The 26,076-nt window shown below is 42.0% G+C and carries 21 protein-coding genes; 4 read left to right on the top strand and 17 right to left on the bottom strand.

Annotated elements, in window-relative coordinates; translation table 11 throughout:
• Window positions 1-244 precede the first annotated feature (244 nt).
• The 8 genes from ACTXGJ_RS12080 to ACTXGJ_RS12045 form a co-directional block, all read right to left on the bottom strand.
• On the bottom strand, window positions 245-493 hold the full coding sequence (locus tag ACTXGJ_RS12080) for a recombinase family protein (RefSeq protein WP_228706492.1): 249 nt from the start codon (window positions 491-493) through the stop codon (window positions 245-247).
• Window positions 494-1,057: 564 nt separating this feature from the next.
• On the bottom strand, window positions 1,058-1,420 hold the full coding sequence (locus ACTXGJ_RS12075; RefSeq protein ID WP_058023733.1) for a DUF3817 domain-containing protein: 363 nt from the start codon (window positions 1,418-1,420) through the stop codon (window positions 1,058-1,060).
• Between the two features lie 333 nt (window positions 1,421-1,753).
• Window positions 1,754-2,461, bottom strand: a complete 708-nt coding sequence (gene lspA, locus ACTXGJ_RS12070; protein ID WP_037026031.1) for a signal peptidase II — start codon at window positions 2,459-2,461, stop codon at window positions 1,754-1,756.
• Between the two features lie 141 nt (window positions 2,462-2,602).
• Window positions 2,603-3,883, bottom strand: a complete 1,281-nt coding sequence (gene ccmI, locus ACTXGJ_RS12065) for a c-type cytochrome biogenesis protein CcmI (protein ID WP_025643930.1) — start codon at window positions 3,881-3,883, stop codon at window positions 2,603-2,605.
• A complete protein-coding gene (locus ACTXGJ_RS12060; protein ID WP_020443538.1) occupies window positions 3,880-4,362 on the bottom strand; it encodes a cytochrome c-type biogenesis protein in 483 nt (160 codons plus the stop codon). The genes ccmI and ACTXGJ_RS12060 overlap by 4 nt, the downstream gene beginning before the upstream one ends.
• A gap of 83 nt (window positions 4,363-4,445) precedes the next feature.
• Window positions 4,446-5,108 (bottom strand): DsbE family thiol:disulfide interchange protein, encoded by a 663-nt coding sequence (locus ACTXGJ_RS12055; RefSeq protein WP_011513682.1) that lies wholly within the window; start codon window positions 5,106-5,108, stop codon window positions 4,446-4,448.
• Window positions 5,109-7,157 carry a heme lyase CcmF/NrfE family subunit gene (locus tag ACTXGJ_RS12050; protein WP_025643925.1) on the bottom strand — a complete coding sequence of 683 codons (2,049 nt, stop codon included), beginning with the start codon at window positions 7,155-7,157 and terminating at the stop codon, window positions 5,109-5,111.
• A 121-nt stretch (window positions 7,158-7,278) separates the two neighbouring features.
• Window positions 7,279-9,495, bottom strand: coding sequence for a heavy metal translocating P-type ATPase (locus tag ACTXGJ_RS12045; protein WP_058025811.1), 2,217 nt, complete (start codon window positions 9,493-9,495; stop codon window positions 7,279-7,281).
• A 142-nt stretch (window positions 9,496-9,637) separates the two neighbouring features.
• Between ACTXGJ_RS12045 and cadR the strand changes: the two genes are divergently transcribed.
• Window positions 9,638-10,048, top strand: a complete 411-nt coding sequence (gene cadR, locus ACTXGJ_RS12040; protein ID WP_007394845.1) for a Cd(II)/Pb(II)-responsive transcriptional regulator — start codon at window positions 9,638-9,640, stop codon at window positions 10,046-10,048.
• A gap of 147 nt (window positions 10,049-10,195) precedes the next feature.
• Here cadR and ACTXGJ_RS12035 read toward each other — a convergent pair whose 3' ends face one another.
• Both ACTXGJ_RS12035 and ACTXGJ_RS12030 read right to left on the bottom strand, forming a co-directional pair.
• The gene (locus ACTXGJ_RS12035) at window positions 10,196-10,918 is read right to left on the bottom strand and encodes a CHAP domain-containing protein (protein ID WP_025643918.1); all 723 of its coding nucleotides are present in this window, start codon (window positions 10,916-10,918) and stop codon (window positions 10,196-10,198) included.
• 796 nt (window positions 10,919-11,714) lie between these two features.
• On the bottom strand, window positions 11,715-12,359 hold the full coding sequence (locus ACTXGJ_RS12030) for a DUF411 domain-containing protein (RefSeq protein WP_083499708.1): 645 nt from the start codon (window positions 12,357-12,359) through the stop codon (window positions 11,715-11,717).
• Window positions 12,360-12,598: 239 nt separating this feature from the next.
• Between ACTXGJ_RS12030 and lnt the strand changes: the two genes are divergently transcribed.
• The gene (gene lnt, locus ACTXGJ_RS12025; protein ID WP_058025954.1) at window positions 12,599-14,167 is read left to right on the top strand and encodes an apolipoprotein N-acyltransferase; all 1,569 of its coding nucleotides are present in this window, start codon (window positions 12,599-12,601) and stop codon (window positions 14,165-14,167) included.
• A 186-nt stretch (window positions 14,168-14,353) separates the two neighbouring features.
• On the opposite strand, the gene ACTXGJ_RS12020 is transcribed toward lnt, so the two are convergent.
• From ACTXGJ_RS12020 to ACTXGJ_RS11995, 6 genes are all read right to left on the bottom strand, one after another.
• Window positions 14,354-15,280, bottom strand: a complete 927-nt coding sequence (locus tag ACTXGJ_RS12020; protein ID WP_058025953.1) for a cation diffusion facilitator family transporter — start codon at window positions 15,278-15,280, stop codon at window positions 14,354-14,356.
• A 245-nt stretch (window positions 15,281-15,525) separates the two neighbouring features.
• A complete protein-coding gene (locus tag ACTXGJ_RS12015; RefSeq protein WP_156410079.1) occupies window positions 15,526-15,666 on the bottom strand; it encodes a hypothetical protein in 141 nt (46 codons plus the stop codon).
• 1,109 nt (window positions 15,667-16,775) lie between these two features.
• Window positions 16,776-17,744: a DNA-binding protein gene (locus tag ACTXGJ_RS12010; protein ID WP_058025952.1), complete on the bottom strand. Its 969-nt coding sequence runs from the start codon at window positions 17,742-17,744 to the stop codon at window positions 16,776-16,778.
• A 127-nt stretch (window positions 17,745-17,871) separates the two neighbouring features.
• A complete protein-coding gene (locus tag ACTXGJ_RS12005) occupies window positions 17,872-18,168 on the bottom strand; it encodes a hypothetical protein (protein WP_025643904.1) in 297 nt (98 codons plus the stop codon).
• A 140-nt stretch (window positions 18,169-18,308) separates the two neighbouring features.
• On the bottom strand, window positions 18,309-19,250 hold the full coding sequence (locus ACTXGJ_RS12000) for a replication initiation protein (protein WP_058025554.1): 942 nt from the start codon (window positions 19,248-19,250) through the stop codon (window positions 18,309-18,311).
• A gap of 361 nt (window positions 19,251-19,611) precedes the next feature.
• Window positions 19,612-21,777, bottom strand: coding sequence for a MobA/MobL family protein (locus ACTXGJ_RS11995; RefSeq protein WP_058025555.1), 2,166 nt, complete (start codon window positions 21,775-21,777; stop codon window positions 19,612-19,614).
• A 287-nt stretch (window positions 21,778-22,064) separates the two neighbouring features.
• Between ACTXGJ_RS11995 and ACTXGJ_RS11990 the strand changes: the two genes are divergently transcribed.
• Window positions 22,065-22,580: a hypothetical protein gene (locus ACTXGJ_RS11990; protein WP_025643898.1), complete on the top strand. Its 516-nt coding sequence runs from the start codon at window positions 22,065-22,067 to the stop codon at window positions 22,578-22,580.
• Between the two features lie 6 nt (window positions 22,581-22,586).
• The gene (locus tag ACTXGJ_RS11985; RefSeq protein ID WP_025643896.1) at window positions 22,587-23,147 is read left to right on the top strand and encodes a hypothetical protein; all 561 of its coding nucleotides are present in this window, start codon (window positions 22,587-22,589) and stop codon (window positions 23,145-23,147) included.
• Window positions 23,148-23,192: 45 nt separating this feature from the next.
• Here the strand turns inward: ACTXGJ_RS11985 and ACTXGJ_RS11980 are convergent, their stop codons facing one another.
• Entirely contained in the window at window positions 23,193-26,069 is a 2,877-nt protein-coding gene (locus ACTXGJ_RS11980) for a type I restriction endonuclease subunit R (RefSeq protein ID WP_025643893.1), read from the bottom strand.
• Between the last annotated feature and the right edge of the window lie 7 nt (window positions 26,070-26,076).

The raw sequence follows: 26,076 nt of genomic DNA, 5'->3' as shown, positions 1-26,076 counted from the left end.
TATTTGAGTATTTGAGTATTTGAGTATTTGAGTATTTGAGTATTTGAGTATTTGAGTATTTGAGTATTTGAGTATTTGAGTATTTATTTAGCTATACAGCTATCAAATGACGCGAGCACTTAGCTGTAGCTTGTATTTCAGAATAACTACGCCCAGATTTCAGAAGGCTAGCGATAATCTTACGCTTCTCGGTATCTTTCCTACGTCCTGAATATTTACTTTCTACCTTAGTACGAGAAATACCTTACATCTGACGGTTACGTCGATCTTCATAGTCCTTTCTAGCAATAGCAGCGAGCATATAAAGCATCATCGAATTGATGGCCTGTAATACGCTGCTCATAAATTCAATGCTGCTATCAGATTGAGGCGTTATATAAGAGGTCGGTAGCTCTTCTGATACTACCGCCAGCTTCTTTTCTAATAGCATTCTTTTGAGAGTATCCCAATCAGCTTGGTTTAAACGTGCTAAGCGGTCAATCTGCTCAACCAAATTATATCGCCTTCATGGGCATCATTTATCAGTTACATTAACTGTGGACGTATTAAAGTTGCGTCTGACTCGTTTTCAACATAGAAGGCGGCAATTTTGTGACCATGATCAGCAGCAAGCTATATGAGCTCACTTTTGGCACGCTTGGCATCTTGATCTTTGATTGGCGCTCTATGCTCTGATAAACATAAACACCTAAAATAGTCTGTTATAAGTAGTTCCATTATTGCAGTCTATTATAAGTAGACTATTAATTGATTAAGAGACCTGTTTTGATAGTGCCCCTGGGGTATACCCTAGGATAATAGGAAATCCATCGCGGATGACAAAACCTGTTTAGCTTTTAAACAATACGGGTTTGTCGATAGTATGTAAGATAAGTTCGAAAAGTGACTAGAGTGTTAGATTATTCATACTGGGTCTGAATTAAAATTTTATTGTGATTAATTTCTGCTCAATGTTATTCATTTGTCGCCATGATGAGTGATGGCGGCTTGTGATTTAGTTAGGAAAAATAATCTTGAGTAATAAGGTACGTTTGTAGCATTTGCAGCAGGGCTTGTTCTAGGCTTCTTTACTTACACTTTCCTGTAAATTCTTTTTTAGTAAATGATCGAATATAAACGGGCCAAAAGGTAAGAGTGAGCCGAGTACGCCCGCAGGTATTGCCCAAAGAGGCATTTTCATTTTGATAGCTGAGCCTATAAGTATTATGATATAGGTAATAAACAATATACCGTGTGCCATACCGATGTATTTCACACCTTCTGGAATGTCCAGCATATATTTTAGTGGCATGGCGATACAGAGCAATAATAAGAAAGAGGTGCCTTCTAGGTAGCCTATAATGGTAAGGCTTTTTAATGCGGCACTTTGTTTTTTTCTAAGATTATGTATTTGTTTGATAGTTAGCTGAGCATGTGACACTATATTATCCTTTTGTTATTTCAATAAATAATTTAGGCGGTATTCAATGTCTTTATAATAATGGCCCTGTCCAGAGCTTTGAAGTACTGGTTTTTGTCATCTACCACTTAGCACGTCACGCCTTCGTCTAGCCACTTCAAAATCATCCTGCGTTCACTCGCATACAATTATGCATTGGGTTTTGGGATATAGAATGAGAGAGTATTTGTATTAATCATATATCACCTTCCAGTTCGCATTTTTATAAACACACTTGAGTATAAAAAGTATCTTTCCGTATAGAGCAGCTATGACGCTAGTTCTTTTTATTTGTACTGATCAATATTCACTTGTTTATTCATTACGCTTACTTTCCAAAAATATCATATCAATTATAATCAACGCTACACCGACACAGACACCTATATCTGCAACATTGAAAATAGGATAATTCCAGACATCAGCATAATGCACATGGATAAAGTCAACCACTTTGCCAATTCTTAAACGATCGATTAAGTTGCCAATCGCACCGCCAAGCACTAAGGCCAACCCCATAGACAATAGCTTGGCTGTACGTGGCGCTTTGATTAAATAAATCGTTAAAAAGATAGCCATTACAAAAGCTAAGCCTGAGAAAAACCATTTCTGCCAACCGCCAGCGTCGGCTAAAAAGCTAAATGCTGCCCCATAGTTATAAGCGAGTGTCCAGTTGAGAAATGGTTCAATGACCGGTACGGGGTCATTGAACGCTAATTTGGTTTGGGCCAACCACTTAGTCCATTGATCAAGTATTAACACCATTATCGCCAACAAATACCAGATAAAAGCGCGACTGCCATTGGCAACCATTTTTGGCATTTTATCCAACTTACCTTTAGGTGTTATCGAGTTGCCTGAAGTCACGTACATAGCTTTAGGCGTATGATTCATGGTTTTAGAGTCAATCGATTGATGAGTACTACTCACAGCTATAGGTACTTTATTGTCAGCAATATTAGTACTAGCCGATTCAACGCTATTCAATTTAGTACTATCTAATCTGTCGGTAGATTCAGTCATAGTTGTTTTCTTTATCTGTGTTTATACAATGAACAATGTTAAACGTATATGTTTTTGGTATACGACTATTAATCGCGCCACTTTTATAAACGGCTCCACTTACCGCTCTGGTGTTATGAAACTTACGGTAATAATTTTTTATTAGGGAATCTGTTGATTGATTTCAACATTAACCTGAGTCTGTTCAGCGCTAATCACTATAGGATTACCCGATAAGTCGCCTGACTCTGCTATGGCATTACCGCTATGACTAATACGAGCAACGACTGCTAACTGAGTTTTGTCACTACGAGCTGAATTTAACGTGCGATCTGGCATCATCGCATCAAGATTGCTTAAGCGGATACTAGCCTCACCTTGCTTGATAATACTAATGGGTAAACGTTTGGCGGCAAACGGTGGACCTCCTTTAACGTCACGTATCGCAACAAACAACACATCATCAGCTTTCACTAACGGTAATAAATTAGCGTTAATTTTCACTGTCACGTCAATACCTTCTAGCGCTTGCTTTTCTTGCGTGCTAACGTAGTTGCTTAACTCATCTAAGCTTGCTAAAGCTTTAGTATGATCACCTGGTTTGGCCACAATGCTGCCTTGTAAGCGTTTAATCCAACCTTGCGCTTGGGCAAAGTTACTACTACGAGTCTCACCCATTGCCATGAGCATTTGAGCCCGTTCATGCTGCGGATTCTTAGCTAATATAGCTTGTAATACACGGCGAATATTGGCGTCTAACTGACCTTCATTAACGAAAAAGCTAGTCTGAGCATAAGTGGTGGCGATTTCTTCATTTTCAGGAGCTAAACGATAGGCACGAGATAAGGCTTCCAGCGCAGAATCAGTTGCCTCCATAGATAAGAAAAGCTCGGATAGGCGCATCCAGCGATTAGGATCATCAGCATTACGATGAACATTGGTTTGCATGGCGCTAATCAGTTGACGACCATCTTCAAACGCCCATGATGGCGGCTTGTCAATTTTAGCTGTCAATAGGTCGTCAGCCACTTGTCCTACTTTGTCCTCAGCTGTCCACAAATCAAACACGGGCGTACGATTGCCTATTAGTAAATACGCCATTGCAGCCAATATTGGGATCCAAGCTGCGACAATTAAACGGCTTTTGACATCAGGGGTGACCATAGGTGTTATCTGACGCTGCACATCTAATAGCTGACGCTCCAGTTCCAGCTTTTGATTTTGATAATGGCTATTATTAATAGTACCGCTGTCTTTATCTGTTTGTAGCTCAGCTAAACGTTCGCGAAATACTGCAACATTAATATCTAGCAGTTGATTGTCTATTGGTTTGGACTGCAAACGCGGTGCTCGTAGCCATGGCATAATAGCAATCAGCGCAAATATAAGAGCAATCAGCAAGCTTAGAGTTACAAATAAGCCAAAAGTAGAAAATAGAGTCATTTTTTGTCCTCTAGGCTAGTAATGTCGTGGTCGACACTCTCAGCTTGCGATAATAGACGATCAAGCTCAGCCTTTTCCGTAGAGGTCAAGGCAGCAGTACTGTTCACTGTGACGCCGCTTTGACCACGGGCAACAACTTGGCGACGCTTACTTTGCCAAAACCAACCAATAATTAAGACGAGCAATAATAGTGGTGGAAAAAACCATAGGATCCATGTTGATGGTCGCATAGGCGGCTTGTAGCTAATAAAGTCACCGTAGCGCTCTTGCATATAGACGCGTATTTCAGCATCACTACGTCTATCTTTAATTAAATCATAGACTTTTTGCTTTAGATCCTGTGCAATCGGTGCATCAGAGGCTGCAAGGTTTTGATTTTGGCATTTTGGGCAGCGAAACTCTTCTATTAATCCACGATACTGAGCTTCTTGCTGTGGTGAGTCAAAATCGTATACGTCAATAGCTGCGTTTGCCGTCATGTTAAGCAGACACGCTAGTATTAAGCTTGCTAGTTTTAAAACTATATTGGGTTTTAGTTGAGGAGCTCTTATTCGAGTAACGTTCATTTGCACATCTCCTCAACCTGAATGAGATCAGGACTATCGTTGTTCTTATTAGCCTTATTAAGTACTGTCAGGCACGGCTTAACACGCTGTTGCCAATTGGCTTCATTAATCTCACCAACAATATGCTGACGAATGATGCCATCTCCATCCACAACAAAGGTTTCGGGCGCACCAGTTATGCCTAAGTCTAGAGCAAACTGACCCAATGAATCCTGAATAGACATAGAAAATGGATCACCGCCTCGGTTTAAGTAACTGAGCGCATTACCAATCTCATCCTTATAATTCACACCAACGATATCAACGCCGCGCTCTTCTAGTTGCATTAAAAACGGATGCTCAATAACGCAAGTTGGGCACCATGAGCCCCAAACATTAAGTAAAAACGGCTTATCCGGCAAATTATCATTGGTGATAGTACGGGTAGTATCTGCTAATAACGGCAGCTCAAAGGTAGGAACCGGACGCTCAAGAGCGGTATTGGTCACAATGTCTGTTGGTTTACCTAAGCGCATGTACAATATAACTACCAAACCAAAAAAGAGGATAAGCGGAATTAAGAACCATAGCTTCGTCTGCTTTTTTTTCATTGTCTTTGGGTTACGCTGCTTACTGTTTTGGCTATCTTTTTGCTCAGGAGTATTATTCGACATAGTCATTTATTTCTCCTTTAGTGTCGACATCGTCGATACTGAGATTGCCTGCTCAATAGCTACCTCATTGACTCCATAAGTAGCCAAACTACCAGTAACTAGCAACGGAGCTTTAATTTTTTTGATGCGGTATCGTTTATCAAGCATACTAATTAATCCACCTAGAGCCATGATAATTGCCCCTAACCAAATCCAGCGAATTAATGGTTTTACATAAATCCTTAATGCCCATTGGTTACTACCATCGGCAATAGGTTCGCCCAGTGCGACATAAACATCGCGCATAAGACTGGGGTCAATAGCAGCTTCAGTTGTTGGCATCGTGCTGATAATATAAGTACGCTTTTCTGGAGTCAGTTTCGCCACTTCACGACCGTCTTTGGATACCACCACTTGCGCTTGCGTTGCATCAAAGTTACTACCCTTTATTTCAAAAAATTCAGTTACTTCAAAATCGTAACCTTGAACATTGACTGTATCGCCAATACCCATTGCTACGTCACGCTCAATACTCAGGCTACTAGTAAAGGCTATGCCAATGACAGCAACCAATACGCCAATATGAGCAGTCTGTTGACCCCAATAGCTAAGACGCAGCTGACGCAGACCTTTAAAGAAATTAGGGGCGTTCTTGGTTTTGTCTCTAAAGTCAACGATCATCCATAGCAGTACCCAAAAGCTCACCGCTAAAGTCACGCCAATATTGAACATAGCAGATGGACTGGTAAAGTAGGCGATAATAGCAGCCAATACGATACTACTAGCGGCAATGGCGATACCCACCCCTAGTAACGGACGCTTATCTTGTTTCCAGCGAATATTAGAGCCCATACCCATAGCGATTAACAACAGCCATGTCAAAGGCACAAACAGCGCATTGAAGTATGGAGGCCCTACAGATACCTGACCGAGACTAAAGGCATCAGCGATAATAGGATAGAGGGTGCCGAGCAGCACCACTAAGGTTGCAATCAAAATGATGGCGTTATTGATCACTAAAAAGGACTCACGTGAAATCAGCTGATATTGACTTTCAACGGTTAAACGCCAACCGCGAACGGCAAACATTAATAGACCACTACCGATGATAATGCCAAGAATAGCTAAGATGACCAAACCACGCGTCGGATCAGCGGCAAACGAATGCACTGAGGTAAGGACTCCAGAGCGTACCAGGAACGTGCCAAGCAAGCTTAAGGCAAAGGCGAAAATAGCCAGCATGATGGTCCATGCTTTAAACACCCCGCGCTTTTCAGTGACTGCTAATGAATGCAGCAATGCTAAGCCGACAAGCCAAGGCATAAACGAGGCGTTCTCTACCGGATCCCAAAACCACCAACCGCCCCAGCCAAGCTCGTAGTAGGCCCACCACGAGCCCAGTGCAATACCAATGGTCAAAAATCCCCAAGCCGCGAGCGCCCATGGACGTGACCAGCGTGTCCAAGCAGCATCTAAACGCCCTTCCCACAATGCCGCCATACAAAATGCAAAAGGTACTACCATACCCACATAGCCCATATATAACATGGGCGGATGAATAATCAGACCGAAATCTTGTAGGACAGGATTTAAATCAGCGCCATCGACCGCTAGATTGGGTAAGGTACGCTCAAACGGTGACGAGGTAAATATCAGCATCGTTAGCATCATTAACTGTACACCGGCCAAAATAACTAATACCCGCGCACGCATTGATAACGGCAAGCCGCGACTAAAGTATGATACCAGTGCACACCATGTGGCCATGATGGTCATCCATAGCAGCAAAGAGCCCTCGTGTCCGCCCCATGTCGCCGATAACTTATAGTACCAAGGCAACAGCGTATTAGAATGCTGCGCGACGTAACTGAGGCTAAAATCATTATAATAAAAACCTGCTATCAAAGCGCCAAATGACGTTATCATGGCGGCAAACTGTGCCCAAGCTAGGCTAGGGGCTAGTCGTTGCCAAGCAACTTGGTTACGAATAACACCAATAGTTGGCAGAATTACCTGCAATAACGCCAGTACAAAAGCGGTAAGCAAGGCAAAATAGCCCAATTCTGTAATCAACATACGGTCTAACCTTATTTACTCTAATGCGGTTGCAGTTTACTGTGGCGGTGGAATTTTTATTATTAGAACCCACCCCCGAAATCTGCTGCTATCTCTAGTTTTTAATTGATTTCGAAGGGTTTTATTTAACTACTTTAGGCGGAGTTACCAGTGGAGGCGCGCCTTTAAAGCGCAGTAAACGTAACGCATTGAGAGTAACGAGCACTGTTGCTCCAGCATCAGCTAGAACCGCAATCCATAGTCCAGTAATGCCGAATACGGTCGTGATCAGAAAGACGCCTTTGAGACCTAAAGCGAAAATGACGTTCTGATGAATGTTGCGCATGGTGGCACGCGAAAGTGCAATCAGATGGGCCATGTCTGTAACACGACTTTTTAATAATGCGATATCGGCCGTCTCAATGGCCACATCGGTACCACCACCCATCGCGATGCCAACATCAGCGGTTGCTAGTGCTGGCGCATCGTTAATACCATCACCCACCATCGCTATTTTGCTGTTATTCTTCATCTCGTTAAGCAAGCGCAGTTTGTCCTCAGGCAACAGCTCAGCTTCCCATTCCACGTCTAAATTACTGGCAAGTGCTTGAGCGGTTAAGCGGTTGTCGCCTGTTAGCATGACGGAGCGCACACCCATCGCTTTAAGTTGAGCCACACCTTCATGAGCGTCGTCTCGTAACTCGTCTCTTAGTGCGACCAATCCAAGCACTTCTCGACTTTGCTCATCGAAAAGAACTGAGACGGTCTTGCCCTCATTTTGCAGCGCCTCGATTTGTGCCTGTTGCTCGGCTGAAATTGATGCCTCATCTGCGGCATAAACAGGCGAACCGATAGCTAGCGCGCGCCCAGCGATAGTTGCGTGTACCGCTTTACCCGCAGTAGCAGAAGCTTTAGAAGCCACAGGTATGACAACTTTGGCGGCTTTGGCATGACTGACAATAGCTTCAGCAAGCGGGTGACTAGAACCTGTCTCCACACTGGCAAAGAGCGCCAATACCTTATCTTTACCTTGAGAACCCTGATCCTGAGAATCCTGACCTTGAACACTTGAATACTCTTGTGTAATGTCAACAACATCGGTCACGCGTGGTTTGCCTTCAGTTAAAGTGCCTGTCTTGTCAAAAGCGACTGTCTTCACTTGGCCGATGGTTTCTAAAGCACTACCGCCCTTGATCAGCAAGCCGCGGCGCGCACCGACCGCTAGACCAGAGGCGATAGCAGCTGGTGTTGAGAGCACAAGAGCACAAGGACAAGCGATCAATAATAAGGCTAGACCTCGATATAACCAAGTTGACCAATCTCCGCCCATGGTTAACGGTGGGACGATGATAATTAGGGCGGCAATAGCCATCACAGCCGGTGTATAGTAACGACTGAATTTCTCAATAAAACGGGCAGTGGGTGCTTTGGAAGCTTGCGCTTGCTCTACCAAATCAATAATGCGCGAAATAGTGTTATCGGCGGCTGTCTTTTCTACGCGCACTTGGAGCACACCATCGATGTTAATTGACCCTGCAAATACATTGTCACCCATCGTCTTGGCAACAGGAACAGACTCTCCCGTCACGGGCGAATCATCAAGGCTGGACGCACCTTGAACAATGGAACCATCAGCAGATACCCTATCTCCAGGACGCACCAGCACAAGGTCATTCACTTGTAGTGAAGTCGCTGGAACGTTACGCTGCCCACCTTGAGCATCAAGTAAAATCGCACTTTTCGGAACCAGCGATGATAAGGCTCTGATGCCAGCGCGAGCGCGATCAGCAGCGATACTCTCAAACAGTTCACCGATTGAGAACAAAAAGACAACCGCTGCGGCCTCTTCAGCTTCACCAATGATAAGTGCGCCAAGCACGGCGACGGACATCAGCGTTTCAATTGAAAAGAATGAACCTGTTTTAGCCAGTGCTAAGGCTTTGCGTGCAAATGGAAAAACGCCTACAATCACAGCGATGGCAAACACCCATATCCCATAAGCGGGGAACAGTAGTGACAGTGCATAAGCGCTGCCCATCAAAATACCGAGACCAACAACCTGTTTGCCTTTTTGAGTTTGCCACCACCGCTTATCCTGCGGAGCCATCTGATTGTCGCTGTCAATATCAATAGCCGATACAGTTTGTTGACCAGTATTGGCAGATATACCGAACCCTAGGCTTTTGATTGTTTTTTCGATATCACTAGCCTGAGTCGGCGCACCAGGGGCTAAATTTAGCTCTAGCGTTTCTGTAGCGAAATTCAGCTGAACATCAGAAACCCCAGGCATACGTTTCAAAGCTGTTTCAATCTTGCCGATGCAACTGGCACAGTCCATACCTTCAATATGATATTTCATAATAATTTACCCTTTGAATAATGATATTATGAACCCTATAGTGGCTTTAGAGTCAAGGTTATTTATCTACAGTTTCGTAATTTTAATTTCTCTAGCGCTAGTCTTTACAGCCACTTTAATTATTTAAATCATAGAGGTTGTTATGACAATCAAAATTGGTGAGCTCGCTAAACGCACAGGTGCCACAGTAGAAACCATTCGCTATTATGAAAAAGAGCGTTTATTACCCGAGCCTTTTCGTAGCGAAGGGAATTATCGTTTATATAATGAAGAGCACATTGAGCGTCTACAATTTATCCTACATTGCCGTACGCTCGATATGGCTTTAGATGATGTGCGAATCTTACTTGAATACTGGGAGTCGCCTGACAAGGACTGCGGCGATGTGAATAACTTGCTAGATGAGCACATTCATGCTGTGGAAATACGAATGGAAGAACTGATGCACTTAAAGCATCACTTGACCGTTTTGCGCCAGAAATGTGCAAGTAGTGCACCAGCGTCATCATGTGGCATTTTAAACGCGCTTGTCGATAACTCCTGTCATGAGTAATGATATCAGTAGTGTTCATTTCTGACGGATCAAATCATGAAAGGTTAAATACGCCCTGATGTTAAGCACAAAAAAACCCAGCAATGATATTAAGATCACTACTGGGTTGGAGGAAATAACAACTATGTTGTGCTGACTTAGAAAGTCTTATTTATCATTCATAGCAAGGTGGATATTACGATCTGATGCGGATGCGTCATCCACGTATTTTGAATCGCGCCATGTCGTATAAGCATAGACACCACTGTATGGGCTGATGCTGTTCTGACGGAAATCAGAAATCCAATTTTCGCCATCAAAGATTTGGATATGGCCATGCGGGCGCTTTGATGAGCGATCATAGACAATAACATCACCTACTTGGGTTGGCATATCATTACTGATTTTGCTAAAACCTGCTTTATCAAGCGTGCCACGAGTGGCGTACTGATAGGCTGAAGGATTGGGTGTAAATTCATAACCAGCTGATTGTAGTGCTTTACGTACGTAACGGGCACAATATCCAGAGCTGCCAGATAAAGCCACTTTTGAGGCGCGAGCAGCAGCGATAGCGGGGGCTGAATTGCTGTCAGGAACTGTATTGACTTGCTGCTGTTGTTTTTCAGCGTATAAGCGGCTGTTTAATGATGAAAGCTGATTCTCTTTTTGCTTGGCCTGCGCACTTAGGTTGCTAATTGCTTGACTAATTTCATCATTATTAGAAACATAAGCACCACTTTTGGTGCTATAGATGTTTTTTGATGAACCGTAGTTTGATGCCACAGAAGTATTGGTGATGGTATTATTTGTTTGAGAGATTGTGATAGCAGCACCACTCGTTTGTGCTATGCCCATACCCAGTACTGACAAAATCAATAAAGCCTGTTTCATAAATCTAATACCTACGGTTAATTCAAAATCGTCTGTTATCAACAACAGCGCAGTCAATTAAATCTCAATAACTCAAGTATATATATGTCATAGTGACTGATACTTCTGCTGCATATTATTCATATAAAAAATGATTATTGGCGATCACAGCTCATTGAAGTCTTACGAAGCTGTTACAAATCAAGCTGCTGACCAAAACACAAAGCCGACTTTAGCATAGGTTGTTTAGCCTGTCATTCCCCTTAAAAACCCCAAAAATACTTTTTTGATGTCGAAAAAATTGCTAATATCCCACATTTTACAATGTAAGTTTGTGTAACATGTACAGAATATAGCTGACTAGATTGACCACAATTTCTACTGTTTTATAAGCAAAAAAACGTCTGAGGGTTAAATCTATAATTTAGATTTAACCCTCAGACGTTTTTCTATTGGATGAAGTAATTACCCTATATAGGGTCTAACTAATTATTAAGATAATATAATAATTTATAATATTAATATAGATGTTAATTCCCTACTGGCTTATGTAATATTACGTAATTGTTTCGATACATCCTGTATATTCTTGTATTAACCCTTAATTATTTATCTATTTTAAGGGTTAATAACCGATAAATCCGCTTACATTGTCATCAAAAGTTACAAATTCAAAGTTATTTTTGCTTTTAAAGTCGCAATAGCTAATGATTTTTTTGATGAAGAATCATTTTATAAGCAATAGAACAGTCTTATACCTGCCTCATTTACTTTTAACGCTAACACTATAATCAAAGTATTCTTAACTGCTAACACACTATAATTGCTGCTCTACCGATTCAATATCAGCATAAACTTGGGTCGTCCCGTCTTTATTGAGCTGCATAACCTGATAGGGCATGAATTTATTTTGATACTCCATACCTGGGCTACCAACAGGCATGCCAGGTACGGCAAGACCCATAGCTTGTACTGGCGGATTTTCTAAAAACTGCGCCATATATTTAGCGGGTACATGACCTTCAAAGACGTAACCATCAGTAGTGACTACAGTATGGCAAGAACGCATTTCATTTGGAACGCTGTAGCGCTCTTTAAATACGGCTAAGTCCGCAACATCTTGCGCGGTTGCACTTAGACCATTATCTTCTGCATGACTTATCCATTCTTTACAGCAGCCGCAATTGGCATCTTTATAGACAGTGGCTGAGACGTTTTTTAGTAGGTCTGGTTTACTTACTGATGTCATCATAGGAGTATTTATAACGTTTGGTTCAGCTGTCTTTGGAACAGCCAAAACATCTTCAGTTGATGCCGATGTTGTGCTTGCATCAGATACGCCACTACTCGGTTGGCTACAAGCAAATAGTGATGAGGCGGCAAGTAATACTAACGTACTACGCAACCCCTTAGACAGATAACGATTGAATATAAGACTGGATTTTATTTTTAAGGGGGTCATAGTGCTCTCTCATGTACTGTAGATATTGTGAGCTATAGAAGGTCAAGTAACACTTCATATCGTTTGGTAATGTAGCATAATAACCCATCAAACGGAGTACGTAAATTTATCCATTGAGCAGTGCGGACTGGTATCATAAGCAGTTTTCATTTTGAAATGCTGCCTGTAGTATTAACAGGTCTATCCGAGTTTTGGATTTTGACTAAAAATTCAAAACTCATAATTTTGGATAATTTGCGATGCGCCTGTCTACTATTAATCTACAAAAGCGTTTGAGTACTCACTTAAATCAATTACCGCTATCGCTTACGCTAGTAGCAGCATGGCTTGCAGGGGCTATTTTTTTATTTTCGCTAGCGCCTTATGGGTTTTGGCCGCTAGCAATAGTATCACCAGCGATTTTATATGCGCTGTTGGTGACAAGTATGAGTGGTCGTCGCGCTTTTATTATCGGTGAAGCTTACGGTATGGGGCTATGGTGCGTCGGCGGCTTTTGGCTCTATACTGCTATCCATGATTATAGCGATACACCAACGTGGCTCGCATTGATTATGATTGCATTGATGGGTCTCGGTATGGGACTGTTTCATGGATTGTTAGCACTAGTCTTTAACCGTATGGTAGGCAAACAACCCTTTTCATTTGCTGCTCTTTGGGTGCTACAAGAATGGTTAAAAACTTGGTTATTCACAGGCTTTCCGTGGCTGTTTGTTGGTTATGCATTTACTGAAGAGTATTGGTTATCGTCCTTAGCACCCGTTGCTGGTGTTTTTTCCGTCTCTTTTGTTGCCATACTATTGGCTGCAAGTTTAGTAGAGCTACTGCTTCGGCGCAGTAGTTATGCCATCGTTTCTGTACTGTTATTAGCCATTAGCACATCATTATGGCTGGTCAATCCGCAATGGACAAAACCTAAGGGCACACCTGATCTGTCAGTGTCATTGATTCAAGGTAATATTTCACAAGATATAAAGTGGCTGACTAAGTATCAAGTAGAAACGCTAAAGATTTATGCGAAGTTAACACGCACTGAGTGGGGACGTGATGTGGTGGTGTGGCCTGAATCATCTATTCCTATGTTTCAGGATGAGGCTGCGGGCTTTATTAGTGAAATGATAGAAATGGCTAATGCGACCAATACGACATGGATAACTGGTATCCCTTATAAGGATAAAGCGGCATTCAATGCCAGTACGGATAAGTATCCCCCATTTTACAATAGCGTGATTGCTCGAGGTGTAGAAGCGGAAGGCCTATACAAGAAGCAGCGTCTAGTGCCTTTTGGAGAGTATATTCCATTTGAAGGCGTGCTCGATATTTTCCCAAGTTTGGCCGGTAGTCAGGATATTAAGAGCTATAGTCGTGGTAGTGATCAGCAGTCACCTCTAAAGGTGCGTGGACACAATATAGGGACGGCTATCTGTTATGAGGTAGCTTATCCAGATACCACGCGTAAAAATGCCATCGATACTGACTTTTTGTTGACCGTCTCTAACGATGCCTGGTTTGGCACTTCAGCAGGACCATTGCAACATTTGCAAATGGTACAAATGCGCGCGCTTGAGAACGGGCGCTGGTTTATTCGAGCGACCAATACTGGTGTTACCGCTATCATTAACCATAAAGGTCGTATTGTAAAACGCGCACCGCAGTTTGAGCGTACTGTACTACGTGGTGAGATACAGGCACGGGTTGGTAACACGCCCTTTATGCTTATGGGAAATTATCCTATCTTGATAATAATAACCCTGTTATTACTAATAAGCTATTTTGGCAAAGGTCTAACCACACTTAGAAGACGAGGGTAATAGTAAACTTAATCATAATAATTTAATCAGCGTAAGTTTTTTATTTTTTCTAGGTAACGTCCTAACGCACGTAAATATAAAAGTTTTAAACTATTGATCACATAAGAACTGATTGAAAAAATTATGTTGACATAAGGCACGCGCCTCATACTTAAAAAGAGATAGCTATATACGGTCTATCATCTTTTAGTTGATACTTTCATTTAATGCACGCGATTTTTGATTGTCATCTGCCTTAGTACCAAATTCAATAGTTGCATGTTGTATATTCTGATGCGCCAAATCTTCCTTGATGTTTTCTTTCATAGTAATAGTCTCTTCAAACGTTATATCGGTCTTCGGTACAATATGAACTGTAAGAGCATTCTCAGTGGTACTCAAAGCCCAGATATGTAAATGATGAAAGTTTTGAATAAAATTATAGCTCTCTAAGATAGCAGTGATTTTACTGAGATCAACATTTTGAGGTACTCCGTCGATAGCAAGCTTGATACTCTCTTTTAGTAGACCCCAAGTCGATAACAGTATAACGACTGAAATAATCAAGCTAACTAGAGGATCAACGATATTCCAACTTGTATAGTAAATAATAATGCCCGAGATAACGACACCTACAGAGACCAATGCATCTACCATTAGATGCAAGAAAGCACCTTTGATATTAATATCGTCTTTTTGACCTTTGTAGAATGCAAAAGCAGAAACAGTATTTATAAATACACCTATTAGAGCTGTAATAATAATAACTTTTCCTGCAACTTCCGGTATCGTATCAAATCGACCCAAGGCCTCATACGCAATACCTATAACGATTGTAACTAACAATATGGCGTTAATAAGAGACGCCATTATAGAAGCTTTTTTGTAGCCATAGGTATAAAGCGTAGTAGATGCTTTCTGTGCTAATTTCATTCCAATTAACGAGATTATTAAACTGGCAACATCACTTAAGTTGTGGCTAGCGTCTGCGATTAAAGCTAATGAATTAGTTGAATAGCCCACTATAAACTCGATGAGCGTAAATGCAGAATTTAGACCAATCCCAATATAAAAAGCTTTATTCATATTTTTAGGGTCTGGAGCTTGATGACTGTGGTTATCTGAATTACTCATAATTTACCCTTGTTTAGGTTGCTGCATTTTATTAAAGGTAGAAAATAAGTTTATTGCATATTTTCTATATTGCACAGTCAATATTGCTCTAATACCGTAGACCCACTTATTTTTATCAATAAACTGAGCCACAACTTGATTGTGTGTCCTATCTCTCCTTGGGCGAAAAAAGCGGATTTTACTGTAATCTAACTGGCTTACGTAAGCTTCTTGTTCTCATGTTCAAGCTCTTTAGTATGTGTAGCTTAGTCTTGAATGTTGGTTAGTATAGTTTCATTAGTGTGCTTTTTATGACATGACCACATAAAGGTGTAATCGTTTAATGCTTCAATCAGCATACGAACGGCGCGTTCTTTAATCTCAGGAGTGTAGGTTTGTCTTTTCATTATCGTATTCTCTCAGAAAGATGATTTACCGCTTCTTAACAGCGCGTGTAAAACCTTGCATCTGACGACTAAGCCGGTCTTCATAGTAAACTATCCCAGTATTGTCAGAAACTTAACGTCTTGTGAGGATGTACTAAGTGCTAACTTCAAAATGGTTGAAATACCTACGCTAAATGACGACAAAAAAAGCCTAAGCAATCTAATGAAAAAGTAGATAATAAAAACCCAATCTACATGACAAACAAAAAAATGCCTCTGGGAGTTGACTCCCAGAGGCATTTAGTTTTAAATATAGCTAACGGTTACAGCGTGTTGACGCACACTGTAACGAACAAATAAGCACCTGAACTGCGTTATTTGAACAGCATTAAATGCCCGTGTAGGTGCATTTTATCCAAAATTTGCTTTCATATCAACTTTATTCACTATACATTTTAAAAACCGCTTGTTCGCTCGTTACATCCTCGTGCTGCTCTCTTTATAACCGTTACCCGTCAAATGGGTGGCAGGCTAAGGCGACGACTGCGTTTGACAGAAGGGTAAAGCTCTCGACAGGGGGTTCTAGACATATTGAGCAACGCAATGAGTGGTTATTTGTGCATATCGTAGCGGTATATTGGGTGTATTGCCCTTGCTAGCGTATGACAGCACAGTAGCGGTTAAGAGCGTGTCTAGGCGGTGCTATCAGCCGTAATCTTAACAACCGTAGCTTGATACAGTGATACGGTCTTGATGACGCGATGGGCGATGAAGTCGGCATGACTAATCACATCAAATCCAAGGAATGCACTAAAGTGTTTGTGAGTATGCTAGAAAATACTCATAGATGCTTTAGGGTGAGTGTTCCTTGAAATCTGCTCAAGGCTCCAAAATCAGCATCGGAACTTACTTAGGCTAATTTAAATAGTATATAGCCCACTAGGCTATATACTATTAGACTTCAGAGAAAAATTTAGAATAGTTCTTATACAACAGTCATTTATTCAGTGAGTCGATATTGTCATAGTTGATTCATAAGCTTAGTGTGAATAGAACGAGATCTACGCTTTAGGTAAAGTCTCTTCCTAGCTCATAACTATTCTTTATCTTGGAACCTTGAATACTTTTATTTAATCAACATCCAAGGCGTTATCTTTGTTTTGAATAAGTATTAGATTATCTTGAGCTTTCTTGAGTTTATTTTGTAACACAGTCACTTGTTCTTGTTCTGATAGGTGACGGCTCGATAGCTCGCCATATTGCTTATTCAATATACTATGTTCAGCTTCAAGTTTAGCCTGTATTTGAGTCAGCTGCTCATAAAGTCCTGATAGCTTATCACGTTCAAAGGTTACCGCCTTTAGCTCTCCTTTGATCTCTGCGGTAGCAGTTTGTATCTCATTGCGTTCAGCTGTGACCGTCTTTAGCTCTGACTTAGTGGCTTTAAGCTCCGCCTTTAAACGTGCAATCTCTGCTTTATCGCTATCAGCTGTAGCTTTAAGCGTGGCTACCTCACCAAGACTACTAGTAAGCTCTACAGATTGCTTATCTAATGCGCTACGTGTCTCTACAAGCTGTGATTGTGCTGTTTCTGCTTTAGTTCGTTCAAGCTCTAATTGATGCTTAGTATCTGATAGCGTCTGTTTGGTAGCATCATGGTCAGCTGTGGCTTGCTGAGCCGCTTTAGTTGCTGTCTCCGCAGTAGTGGCCACTTCGTCCAGCTGCTGTAGTAGATCTGCTTGTTCACCCTCTAAGGTTTTAACTGCTTCTTGCGCTTCGTCCGTCTCTGCTTGTGCCTTAACCTTAACCACCTCTAGAGCTTCACGCTCCTTAGACAGCCTATCGTTCGCCATATCAATAGCTGTCTGCCACATATCAGCGCCAAGCGTGTGCAAGCGTTCAGTGATACCGCTAGGTAAATCCACTTGTTGCAGCTCTTGCTCTTCCTGCTGTTCTCGCTTCCAACTCTGCATCGCATCACTAATGGTAGTGAATGAGCCACCGCCTAGCGCCTTACGCACCTCTGCCAGTGTCGGCTTTATCCCTTGCTCCTGTAATCGGTCAGCTGCTGCATGAATATCTTGTGTGGTGAGTGCCATGATTTTGTATTCCTTGATAGTGCATTGTAGTATGTTGTATATAGTATAATACAATATACAACATACTACAATGCAAGGTGTAAAAAAACCCCAAGTCGTCTTGAGGTTATAACTTGTTGGCTAAGACTTAATGATCAGTTAGGTATTCTTCTAGGGCATCATTGATCATGTCCTGATAGTTACCGCCTGTCTGCTTGGCTCTGTCCTTAAACTTAGCAAGAATGCTTGGGCTGATAACACTGGCTTCTGTAGTAAGCGTTTGTGGTTTGATACTGCCACGGATCGCGCCTGACCAGTCGGTGATTTCTGGAATGTCCGATAGATCAATGTCGTCATCGCTAAGCGTTGCTAAGTACTCTAAGTCCGCTTGCTGCTTAGCCGTTAATGGCGGCAACTTATCTATGTGATAACTAACCTTGTTCATATTGTCTCCTTTCAATCTTTGTGGCACGCCTGGCAGAGATAATGCGTATAACCTCAGGCCATAGATTTCAAACACTGCAAAAGCATTGGCCTTTGACTCTTAAGTAAGCCATATATCATAATTGGTAGTAAACATAGTAATTACTTACCTTGACTGACTTTTGGTAAGTAGCTCTCAAGCGCTTTGTTTGGCTTGTTAAAGCTTTCAGGCTCCCGCTGTATGATGTTAATCATTTCACGCTTAAAACTATCAGTACTCATTTTACCGTCATAGCTTAAACCTGGGTGATCGTTATAGTCGTTCATAAACTGCACATTATCAACAATTGATTTGATCTTATCTTCTGACAATTTACCGTCTTTACCAGCAATTTTATCTAATAACTTTTTGTGAAATTTGAGCTTTAAGCCTTTATAGCCCTTCCCTCTTGCTTTTTTTTGATACTCTACACTGACTTTATAATTCGTATTTTCATTTATATCGTTGATAGCTGTTTCAATAACATATCTTCGCAACTCACTAAATTGCTTATACTTATCTTTAACACACATTACGTGTTTAAACTCTTCTATCGTAAACTCTTTGCTGTACTGGTATTGATTAACCCACATTACCACCAATTCATACATTTTTATTGAATGAATACTCGATAACTCACCTATTTCTAATAGCTTGTATTTAGTGAAATTAGCTTTAAGTTGCGTCAAATATGGCAGTATTTTATTTGCGAATGATAATACGACTTCTCCGTTATCCGGATCATAAACAATACTACTAACAAGCCTTGTTTGAAGCGTTTTATTCTCGGGCAAGCTCATAACAATATCGACGTCATATAAACGTTTGCTTGCGTTCTCTATGTCACGATAAACATTCTGTTCGTTCTTAGACTTCTTACCAAAAAACAATGATTTAATATCATCAACTGTTACTTTATATTCTGTGTCTTGCGTGACATTTGGTGCATCAGGCCTACTGTCAATTTGACTGATACAAGCAAGCATGAGCTCTTTATCCGTCTTTTGCATTGTGTACGTTGCTAGGATTAAATCATTTGACTGAACAACTAAGTTATTTTCCATTTCAACTCTGCGCCCATAGTTACATTTAACAAGATCTTATCATAAAATAGAGTTATAAAAAGAGTGTTTTTTATTTATCTCTGTTTTCTGCTCATTTACTCTGTTTTCTGCTCATTTACTCTGTTTTCTGCTCATTTACTCTGTTTTCTGCTCATTTACTCTTTTTATTTCTTGTAAGGTATTGATTTTAACAGGGAAAAATAGCTCTCAAACAGGAATAAACAGGAGTAAACAGGATCAAATAAAAACCCTCAAAGAAACGGGTGATAAATTTTTTTGTGGATAAGTGAAAAATCATCACTTAAACCACGCAGCTTGCCTAAGCAATTTAACCCTGTGTAATGTTTTTTTAAGGATTAGATTAAGGGCTAAATCCTCGACTGGGTGCATTAGTTCTACTCACTTGATGCTGATAGGACTCTAAACCGTCCTGTAGTGCTCTGTGTTGGCTTTCAGAAAGCTTTCCGTCGTATTGCTCGGTAAACGTCTCTAAAGCGGCTTTAAGAGTCTCTGAGTAAGCTTTACGCTGGGTAGTTGGTAATGAGCTCATATCACGAAACGCAAATTTAAACTGCTGACACGTTTTATCTAAGGTATCTGCAAGATGTTCTTTAGCACATTTCCTCGCCTCAGCTGGGTGATTATCATTATCAATATAATCAGTTAACCATTCTGTATAGTTGAATGAGGAGACAACGTCTCGAGTCAGTCTACCAACGTCTCCTGCGCTACCGCCTAGCTTATTGATGATACTAGTTTTAAATGTCGCACGCTTTTGATCAATATCGTCCCTAAAGTCCTCAAAATGCTTAATAAGCGCCAGATACCGCTCTCGTTCAGCTTTAGGATCACGCAAAAGCTTGATAATGGATTTGTTATTTTCAACTAGCGTGTAATCAAAACGTTTGCCCACTTGCTGTAAGTGATCTCTAAACCCTAGCGCTTTATCTTTATCTTCAATACCAAGGCGCTTTGCAAACTCGCTAAGTATCGCAACTTGACGCTTATCAAATTTATCAGGGGCATCCTCTATCGTTTCTCCTTGTGCCCAGCTGATTGCCATTGAATTGTGATGGCGTTGAATTAAACGCATGGCTAAGTGCAGCTTCATACGTTCAGCATACTCAAAGATTCTCTCATCTTTGTGACGGTTTGCTCGAGTGTCTCGATCAACTTGTCTTTGCTGTCGATCAAGTCGAGCAGCTCTTGCTCGTCGTGCTGCGTCATCGAAGGGGTTGGGGGCTGGTCTTGCACTTCGCTCAGTTGCTTTGTTAATTTCAATATTTGACTTTCCGATAGCTTCAGTGATTCCCTCAATTGCTTGTTTTGTGTCGTCAATTCTTTGTGTGAGCTTGTTATTTGCTTGTGCTGTGCCATTAATTCTTTGTTTTGTGTCATCACATCGCTTTGGTAGGTTTTCGCATCGTTTAGCTGCCCAAGCAATGCCTGATTTTGCCTCTTCAACGCATCGTTTTGTGTCGTCAACTCGAATTGCCGTTCTATTATTTTGTTCTGTGCAGTACGTAATGTGAGGTTCTGAGCTTCCAGAGAGGTGTTTTGCAAAATCAGCTCGCTGTTTTGTGCCTCCAATGCTGCCAGGTAGTCTTGCATTTTTCTCAGTTGCCCAAGCAAGTCCTTTTCTAAGTGCGCTAATTCGTCGCTCATTGTCTGCTTCCTGTTTGATATGGTTGTCAGCCACCAATTTATTACGTGCTTTGATGGCGCGGTTGGTGTCTCCTTTTTCGGTCGTGATGCCTCGGCGCTCCATTGCCGTCGCCTCAACGCCCATTTTAATGGTGGGCTGCTGATCAAGCCCCTGATCCTTATAACTGCGCGCATCCATCAATGGCAGATGATGCTGCGCCAACACTTTATTGGCGGTATCTACCCACATCTCCCGAACACGCTTAATCTCTTGCATCGATGACGGCAGATCATGCGCCTTACGTTTTTTGTTGGACCACTCAAACGGGGTCTTAAGCTTTGGATCAAACGCCAAGGTTTTATTCGGTCCAATGGTAGGCGCTCGAGTAGTGACTAAAATATGCGCGTGAAAATTACGGGGATCAGGGTTCTCCTCACCCTCACGCAAATACTTAGAGCTTGGCGGTACATTAGGATCAAAAGGCAATTTCATCACCGGACGATGGATACACACATCAGCAATCACATCCATATCGTCGCAAAGCTTTTGGGCAAAGTTGATGGCCAGCTGATGCCGATCATATTCGTCTAACTCATACGGCAAATTAATCAGCCACTCACGCGCCACCCGACTGTCCGAACGTGTCTCTGCCGCTTCAGCGGTATTCCAAAGCGTCTCTCGATCCACACTCACACCCAGCGCCTTTAGCGAAAATGGTAAAACAATATCGCTACTCATAACCCCAGACTTTTTACTATAGTCATGCGTCTTGCCATATTTGGCATCATCAAGCACATCCCCAGCACGATAGGCCGCCGACGCCACAGCTGACTGCCCTGATTTTCGAGAAATCGCCTTTGTCGCAATATGTACCATCGTCATAAAGAGCCACCTGCTATTGTTGCTTTTTTCACACCACCGCTTTTTGTGGTGTGCGGGGTTTGGGGTTTCCCCAACGAAGAAGGATTCAAAATTAAGATAGTAACGAAGTGGATAGATTAAATTTTGAGTCGTTACTTCGCCCTTAGTCAGGGAGACGCCACCATCAAATACTAAAATAATATATCTGAGGTGTCTGATGCGGTTGTGTTAAAGCTTACCACAAGCGATTGAATGATAGTGAGGTGCTTGCTATGCTGAGTAAAATTTAATCGATAAGGGTAAATCTGATGTCAGTATCTAATAATAAAGCACCTATGTCTATTTTTGATAGTCAAGACTCTAATGAGCTAAAAGAGCGTCAACGGTTAGAAGAGTTAAAACGCCAAGCTAAGGTTCAGCAGGTGAAGCTGGATAAACGATTAAACAAGCAGAAGATTCTAATGGGGGCATTTTTGGGTCAAGTATTGGCAACTGAAGGTGAAACTGAGCAAATGATTCGAGATTACTTCGCCATTCACTTTCCAGATTTTTTAACAAGGAAATCAGATAAGTTTTTATTCAAAAGTATGATCGAGAGTTTAGGTGGTGATATAGGATTGGGTGAGGAAGAGGATCCATTTTTAGCCAACGTAAAAGAAAATAATAAAGAAGCTACTGATCAAAATACAGGCGTTGAAGGCAGAAATACTGATAGCAATAACCAAACGCAATCTGACTCTCTGGCTAATTATAGAGAACAGGATTCGCTACTAGATGACAATAGTCATGCTACTGGTGGAAGTAATCCAAACTATCATGGGTAATAGGTTATGTTTATTGAAAGCCACAAAGCTGCGCTATCAAGCTTTGATGCAAATATAGAGCCGTATATGGTCGATGGTGTAGTGGCAGATAGTGAAGGCGCTTTATCTGTGATGCTGCCACTTGCAAGAAATACGATAGCCATTAAATTTGCAGAAGATGATCATAGCGTTGCGGAAATGGTAGCTCGTGCATTTACTTTGTTTGAAAACTTCTGCACAAGCGATCAAGCATACGCTTTTTACAATGAGATGATGGAAAATCCAAAATTATATGATCGTGTGATGCAGTTCGTTACTCTGATGCTAATAGCTGATAAGCCATTAGGAACCCTTGCCATAAGTAAGGCAGTGGATAAAAAACATGCAAAGCTTTTGAGTGATGTTCGGCTGATTGGTGGAATTTTTGGGTTTTATGATAAAGAGACTAAGGTTTATACAGATGATATCACTTGCATAACTCATCTCAATGGAACAACTAAAGAGCTGACTCTGCCCCCTGAGAAGGTTTTGATGCTGATGAGCTATTACATAAATGGCCAACGTGTATTGACCATGATGCCCTGGTGATGGGTTTAGGTTAAAGTGCAGTTGCACAGGATCATGGATAGTCTTTTACATATCAGCATAAAACTTCTGGATAAAGTCACGAGTCTTGCTCATGAGTCGCTCGTGAAGGGGTTTGCGCTCAAATAGCTTAACTTTATAGTTAGGTAGCGCTTTCACTTCGTTACGGTCAGGTAGCCGCTTGCTAGTCTTATACTTTCTGAGGATCTCTTGCATGACATCGGCTTTCAGATTGTTATCTTTACATAGCTCTTGGTACGCAGCCTCCTTCTCTACGTCCCAAAAGTGTGCAAAAGCCTCCTCTACTGTCTGACCATCTGGCATTTTAGGCATCTGCTCCTTGATGAACTTTTGGATAAGCTCTTGCTTGTCGCGGAAGGTCGGCTCATTCATGATTAAATCGTTCACCTGGGCTTGGTACTGGGCTGCCTTCTCTTCGTTGCCATCGTCTTGCTGCTTATTGGCTTGCTTGAGTAGCTCTAGTATGTAGCCGACATTGATACGATCGCTATGTAGCATTTCAATCTGAAAGTTGATGTCATCGAGTATTGAGGTTTTATCCTGGCTATTCTTGTTCTGGGTGCGAATGTTGCGGTATAGGTCTATATATTTACTGGCAAAATTGGCGAAGTCTTCTTTATTCAGATCTGTATCAGCCTGGTCGTAGTCTACGAAGGTACCTAACTGCTCGTTATAGCGCATCACTTCACGAAAGGCTTTGATAAATGCTAACTGCTCATCTTCAGTCTCTAGTGTATCAACGGCCTTATAATCAGCGCAGATGTCTAAAAGGGTCTTAGCGGCTTGATCGTAGTGCTTTCGTAGCTCATGCATTTCAGGAATGACGGCGATATCTTTCGCTTGCTTGTTGGCAAACAGGGCTAGAGCGTCGTCGGTGTTTTGCTTTAGGTTACGAAAGCAGACGATATTACCAAAGGGCTTTTTATCGTTATAGATACGGTTGGTGCGTGAGAAGGCTTGTACCAGACCATGGTACTTTAGGTTCTTATCCACGTATAGCGTATTTAAGGTTTTGGCGTCGAATCCTGTCAGAAACATGTTCACGACGATCAGAATATCGATCTTGCGCTGTTTTACTTTGGTGGCGATATCACGATAGTAAGGATAGTAGTTCTTGCCTGAATCAAAGTTTGTAGCGAATGTATGATTGTATTGGCCAATGTAGCGATCTAACTTGTCGCGGCTGCTCTCATCAATTTGGGCAGGGGTTTCAAAGCTGGACTCTGCAATGAGCCCATTGTCTTCGAAACTGGCATCGGTCGCTTCGTTGGCCGCATAAGAAAATATCGTAGCAATGGTGAGTGGCTTGAATGTAGGGTCATCGGCTTGCTTTTGCGCTTGAATACGCTCAAAAGCGTCGTAGTACTGCGTGAGTATATCAACGGAGCTGACGCAAAATATGGCGTTAAACTCGCGGCGTTTGGTCTTGGTGTCATGCTTTTCGATGATATAGCGAGCGATATCATCAATGCGTTTAGGGTCGTTATAGACCTCTTGAGTGTCAATGGCGGTGACTTTTTCATCGGCAGCACTGTCGTTTTTGGTGAATTTACCCACATAGTCAATCTGAAAGGGCAGCACGTTTCTGTCACGAATGGCATCCACGATGGTGTAGCGGTGCAAGCACTCATCAAATAGGTAGGCGGTAGTGAGCTTAAGCCCAGCTTTGTTGTGAGCGTTGTCAATCAATATGGGTGTGCCTGTAAAACCGAACATCTGCGATTGTTGAAAAAAGCGTTTGATGTTTCGGTGCGTTTCACCAAATTGGCTGCGGTGACATTCATCAAAGATAAAGACGACTTTTTTGTCTTGTAAGTAGCGGATTTTTTCTTGATGGCGCTCTGATTTGATAGCGCGGTTGAGCTTTTGAATGGTGGTGACGATCAGCTTGTCGTGGGTCTCGCCGAGCTGCTTGACTAAGTTTTTGGTGTTGGTGGTACTGTCTACGCTGCCGTCTTTAAAGGCGTTGAACTCATTGGCGGTTTGGGTGTCCAAATCATTTCTATCGACAACAAACACCACCTTTTCGACATCGGGTAGCCCCATGATGATTTGACTGGCTTTAAATGAGGTCAGCGTTTTGCCTGATCCTGTGGTATGCCAAATATAACCGTTTTTGTCTGAGGCGGTGGCGCGCTCAATTAAGCGCTTGGTGGCATGGACTTGATAGGGTCTGAGCACCATCATGGTCTTGGAGTACTCATAGAGCACGACAAACTGAGCGATCATCTCGGTTAAATGCGTAGGGGTTAAAAACACCTCAGCAAAATCAACGATTTCATTGATCGGTTTGTTGTCGCTGTCCGCCCAGGGAAAGGTAAAATTAAAGTGCTGAGTGCCTTTGGCATAGTAGCGCGTGTTTGCGCCATTACTGATGACGAACAGCTGAACGAACTCAAATAAGCCATGTCCTGCCTTGTAGGCGGCTTTTGAGTAACGCATGGTCTGATGGAATGCCTCGGCAATCTCGATGCCGCCACGGCGCTTAAGCTCGATTTGCACTAGGGGCAAGCCGTTAACCAAGATGGTGACGTCAAAGCGACTGGTGCGCCCGTTTTGGCTGCTGTGGTCAACCATAATCTGATTGCTCAGCTGCCAAATGTTGTCATCAGCGTTTGGCCAAAAAAACTGAATATGGCGTGAGCTGCCATCATCGAATTTGACGTTGAACTTATCGCGCAGCTTTTTGGCACGCTCAAAGGCGCTGCCACTGCCAAGATGACTGATAACTTGCTTCCACTCATCATCAGATAATGGCTGATCCAGCTGATTGGCGCGGACGATTTGCGTCTTTAGGTTGGCAAGGAGTGCCGCCTCGGTGGTAATGGTAACGCGCTCATAACCCAAATCCTGCATTTGCGTCATTAGGCTGTCTTCGAGTTGGTACTCACTTTGCTCAGTCATGTTATAC

Source organism: Psychrobacter sp. 1Y11 (assembly GCF_052259045.1).
GTDB lineage: Bacteria > Pseudomonadota > Gammaproteobacteria > Pseudomonadales > Moraxellaceae > Psychrobacter.
Note: the sequence above shows the minus strand (reverse complement) of the source record. Positions and strands in the feature narration are given on the sequence as shown.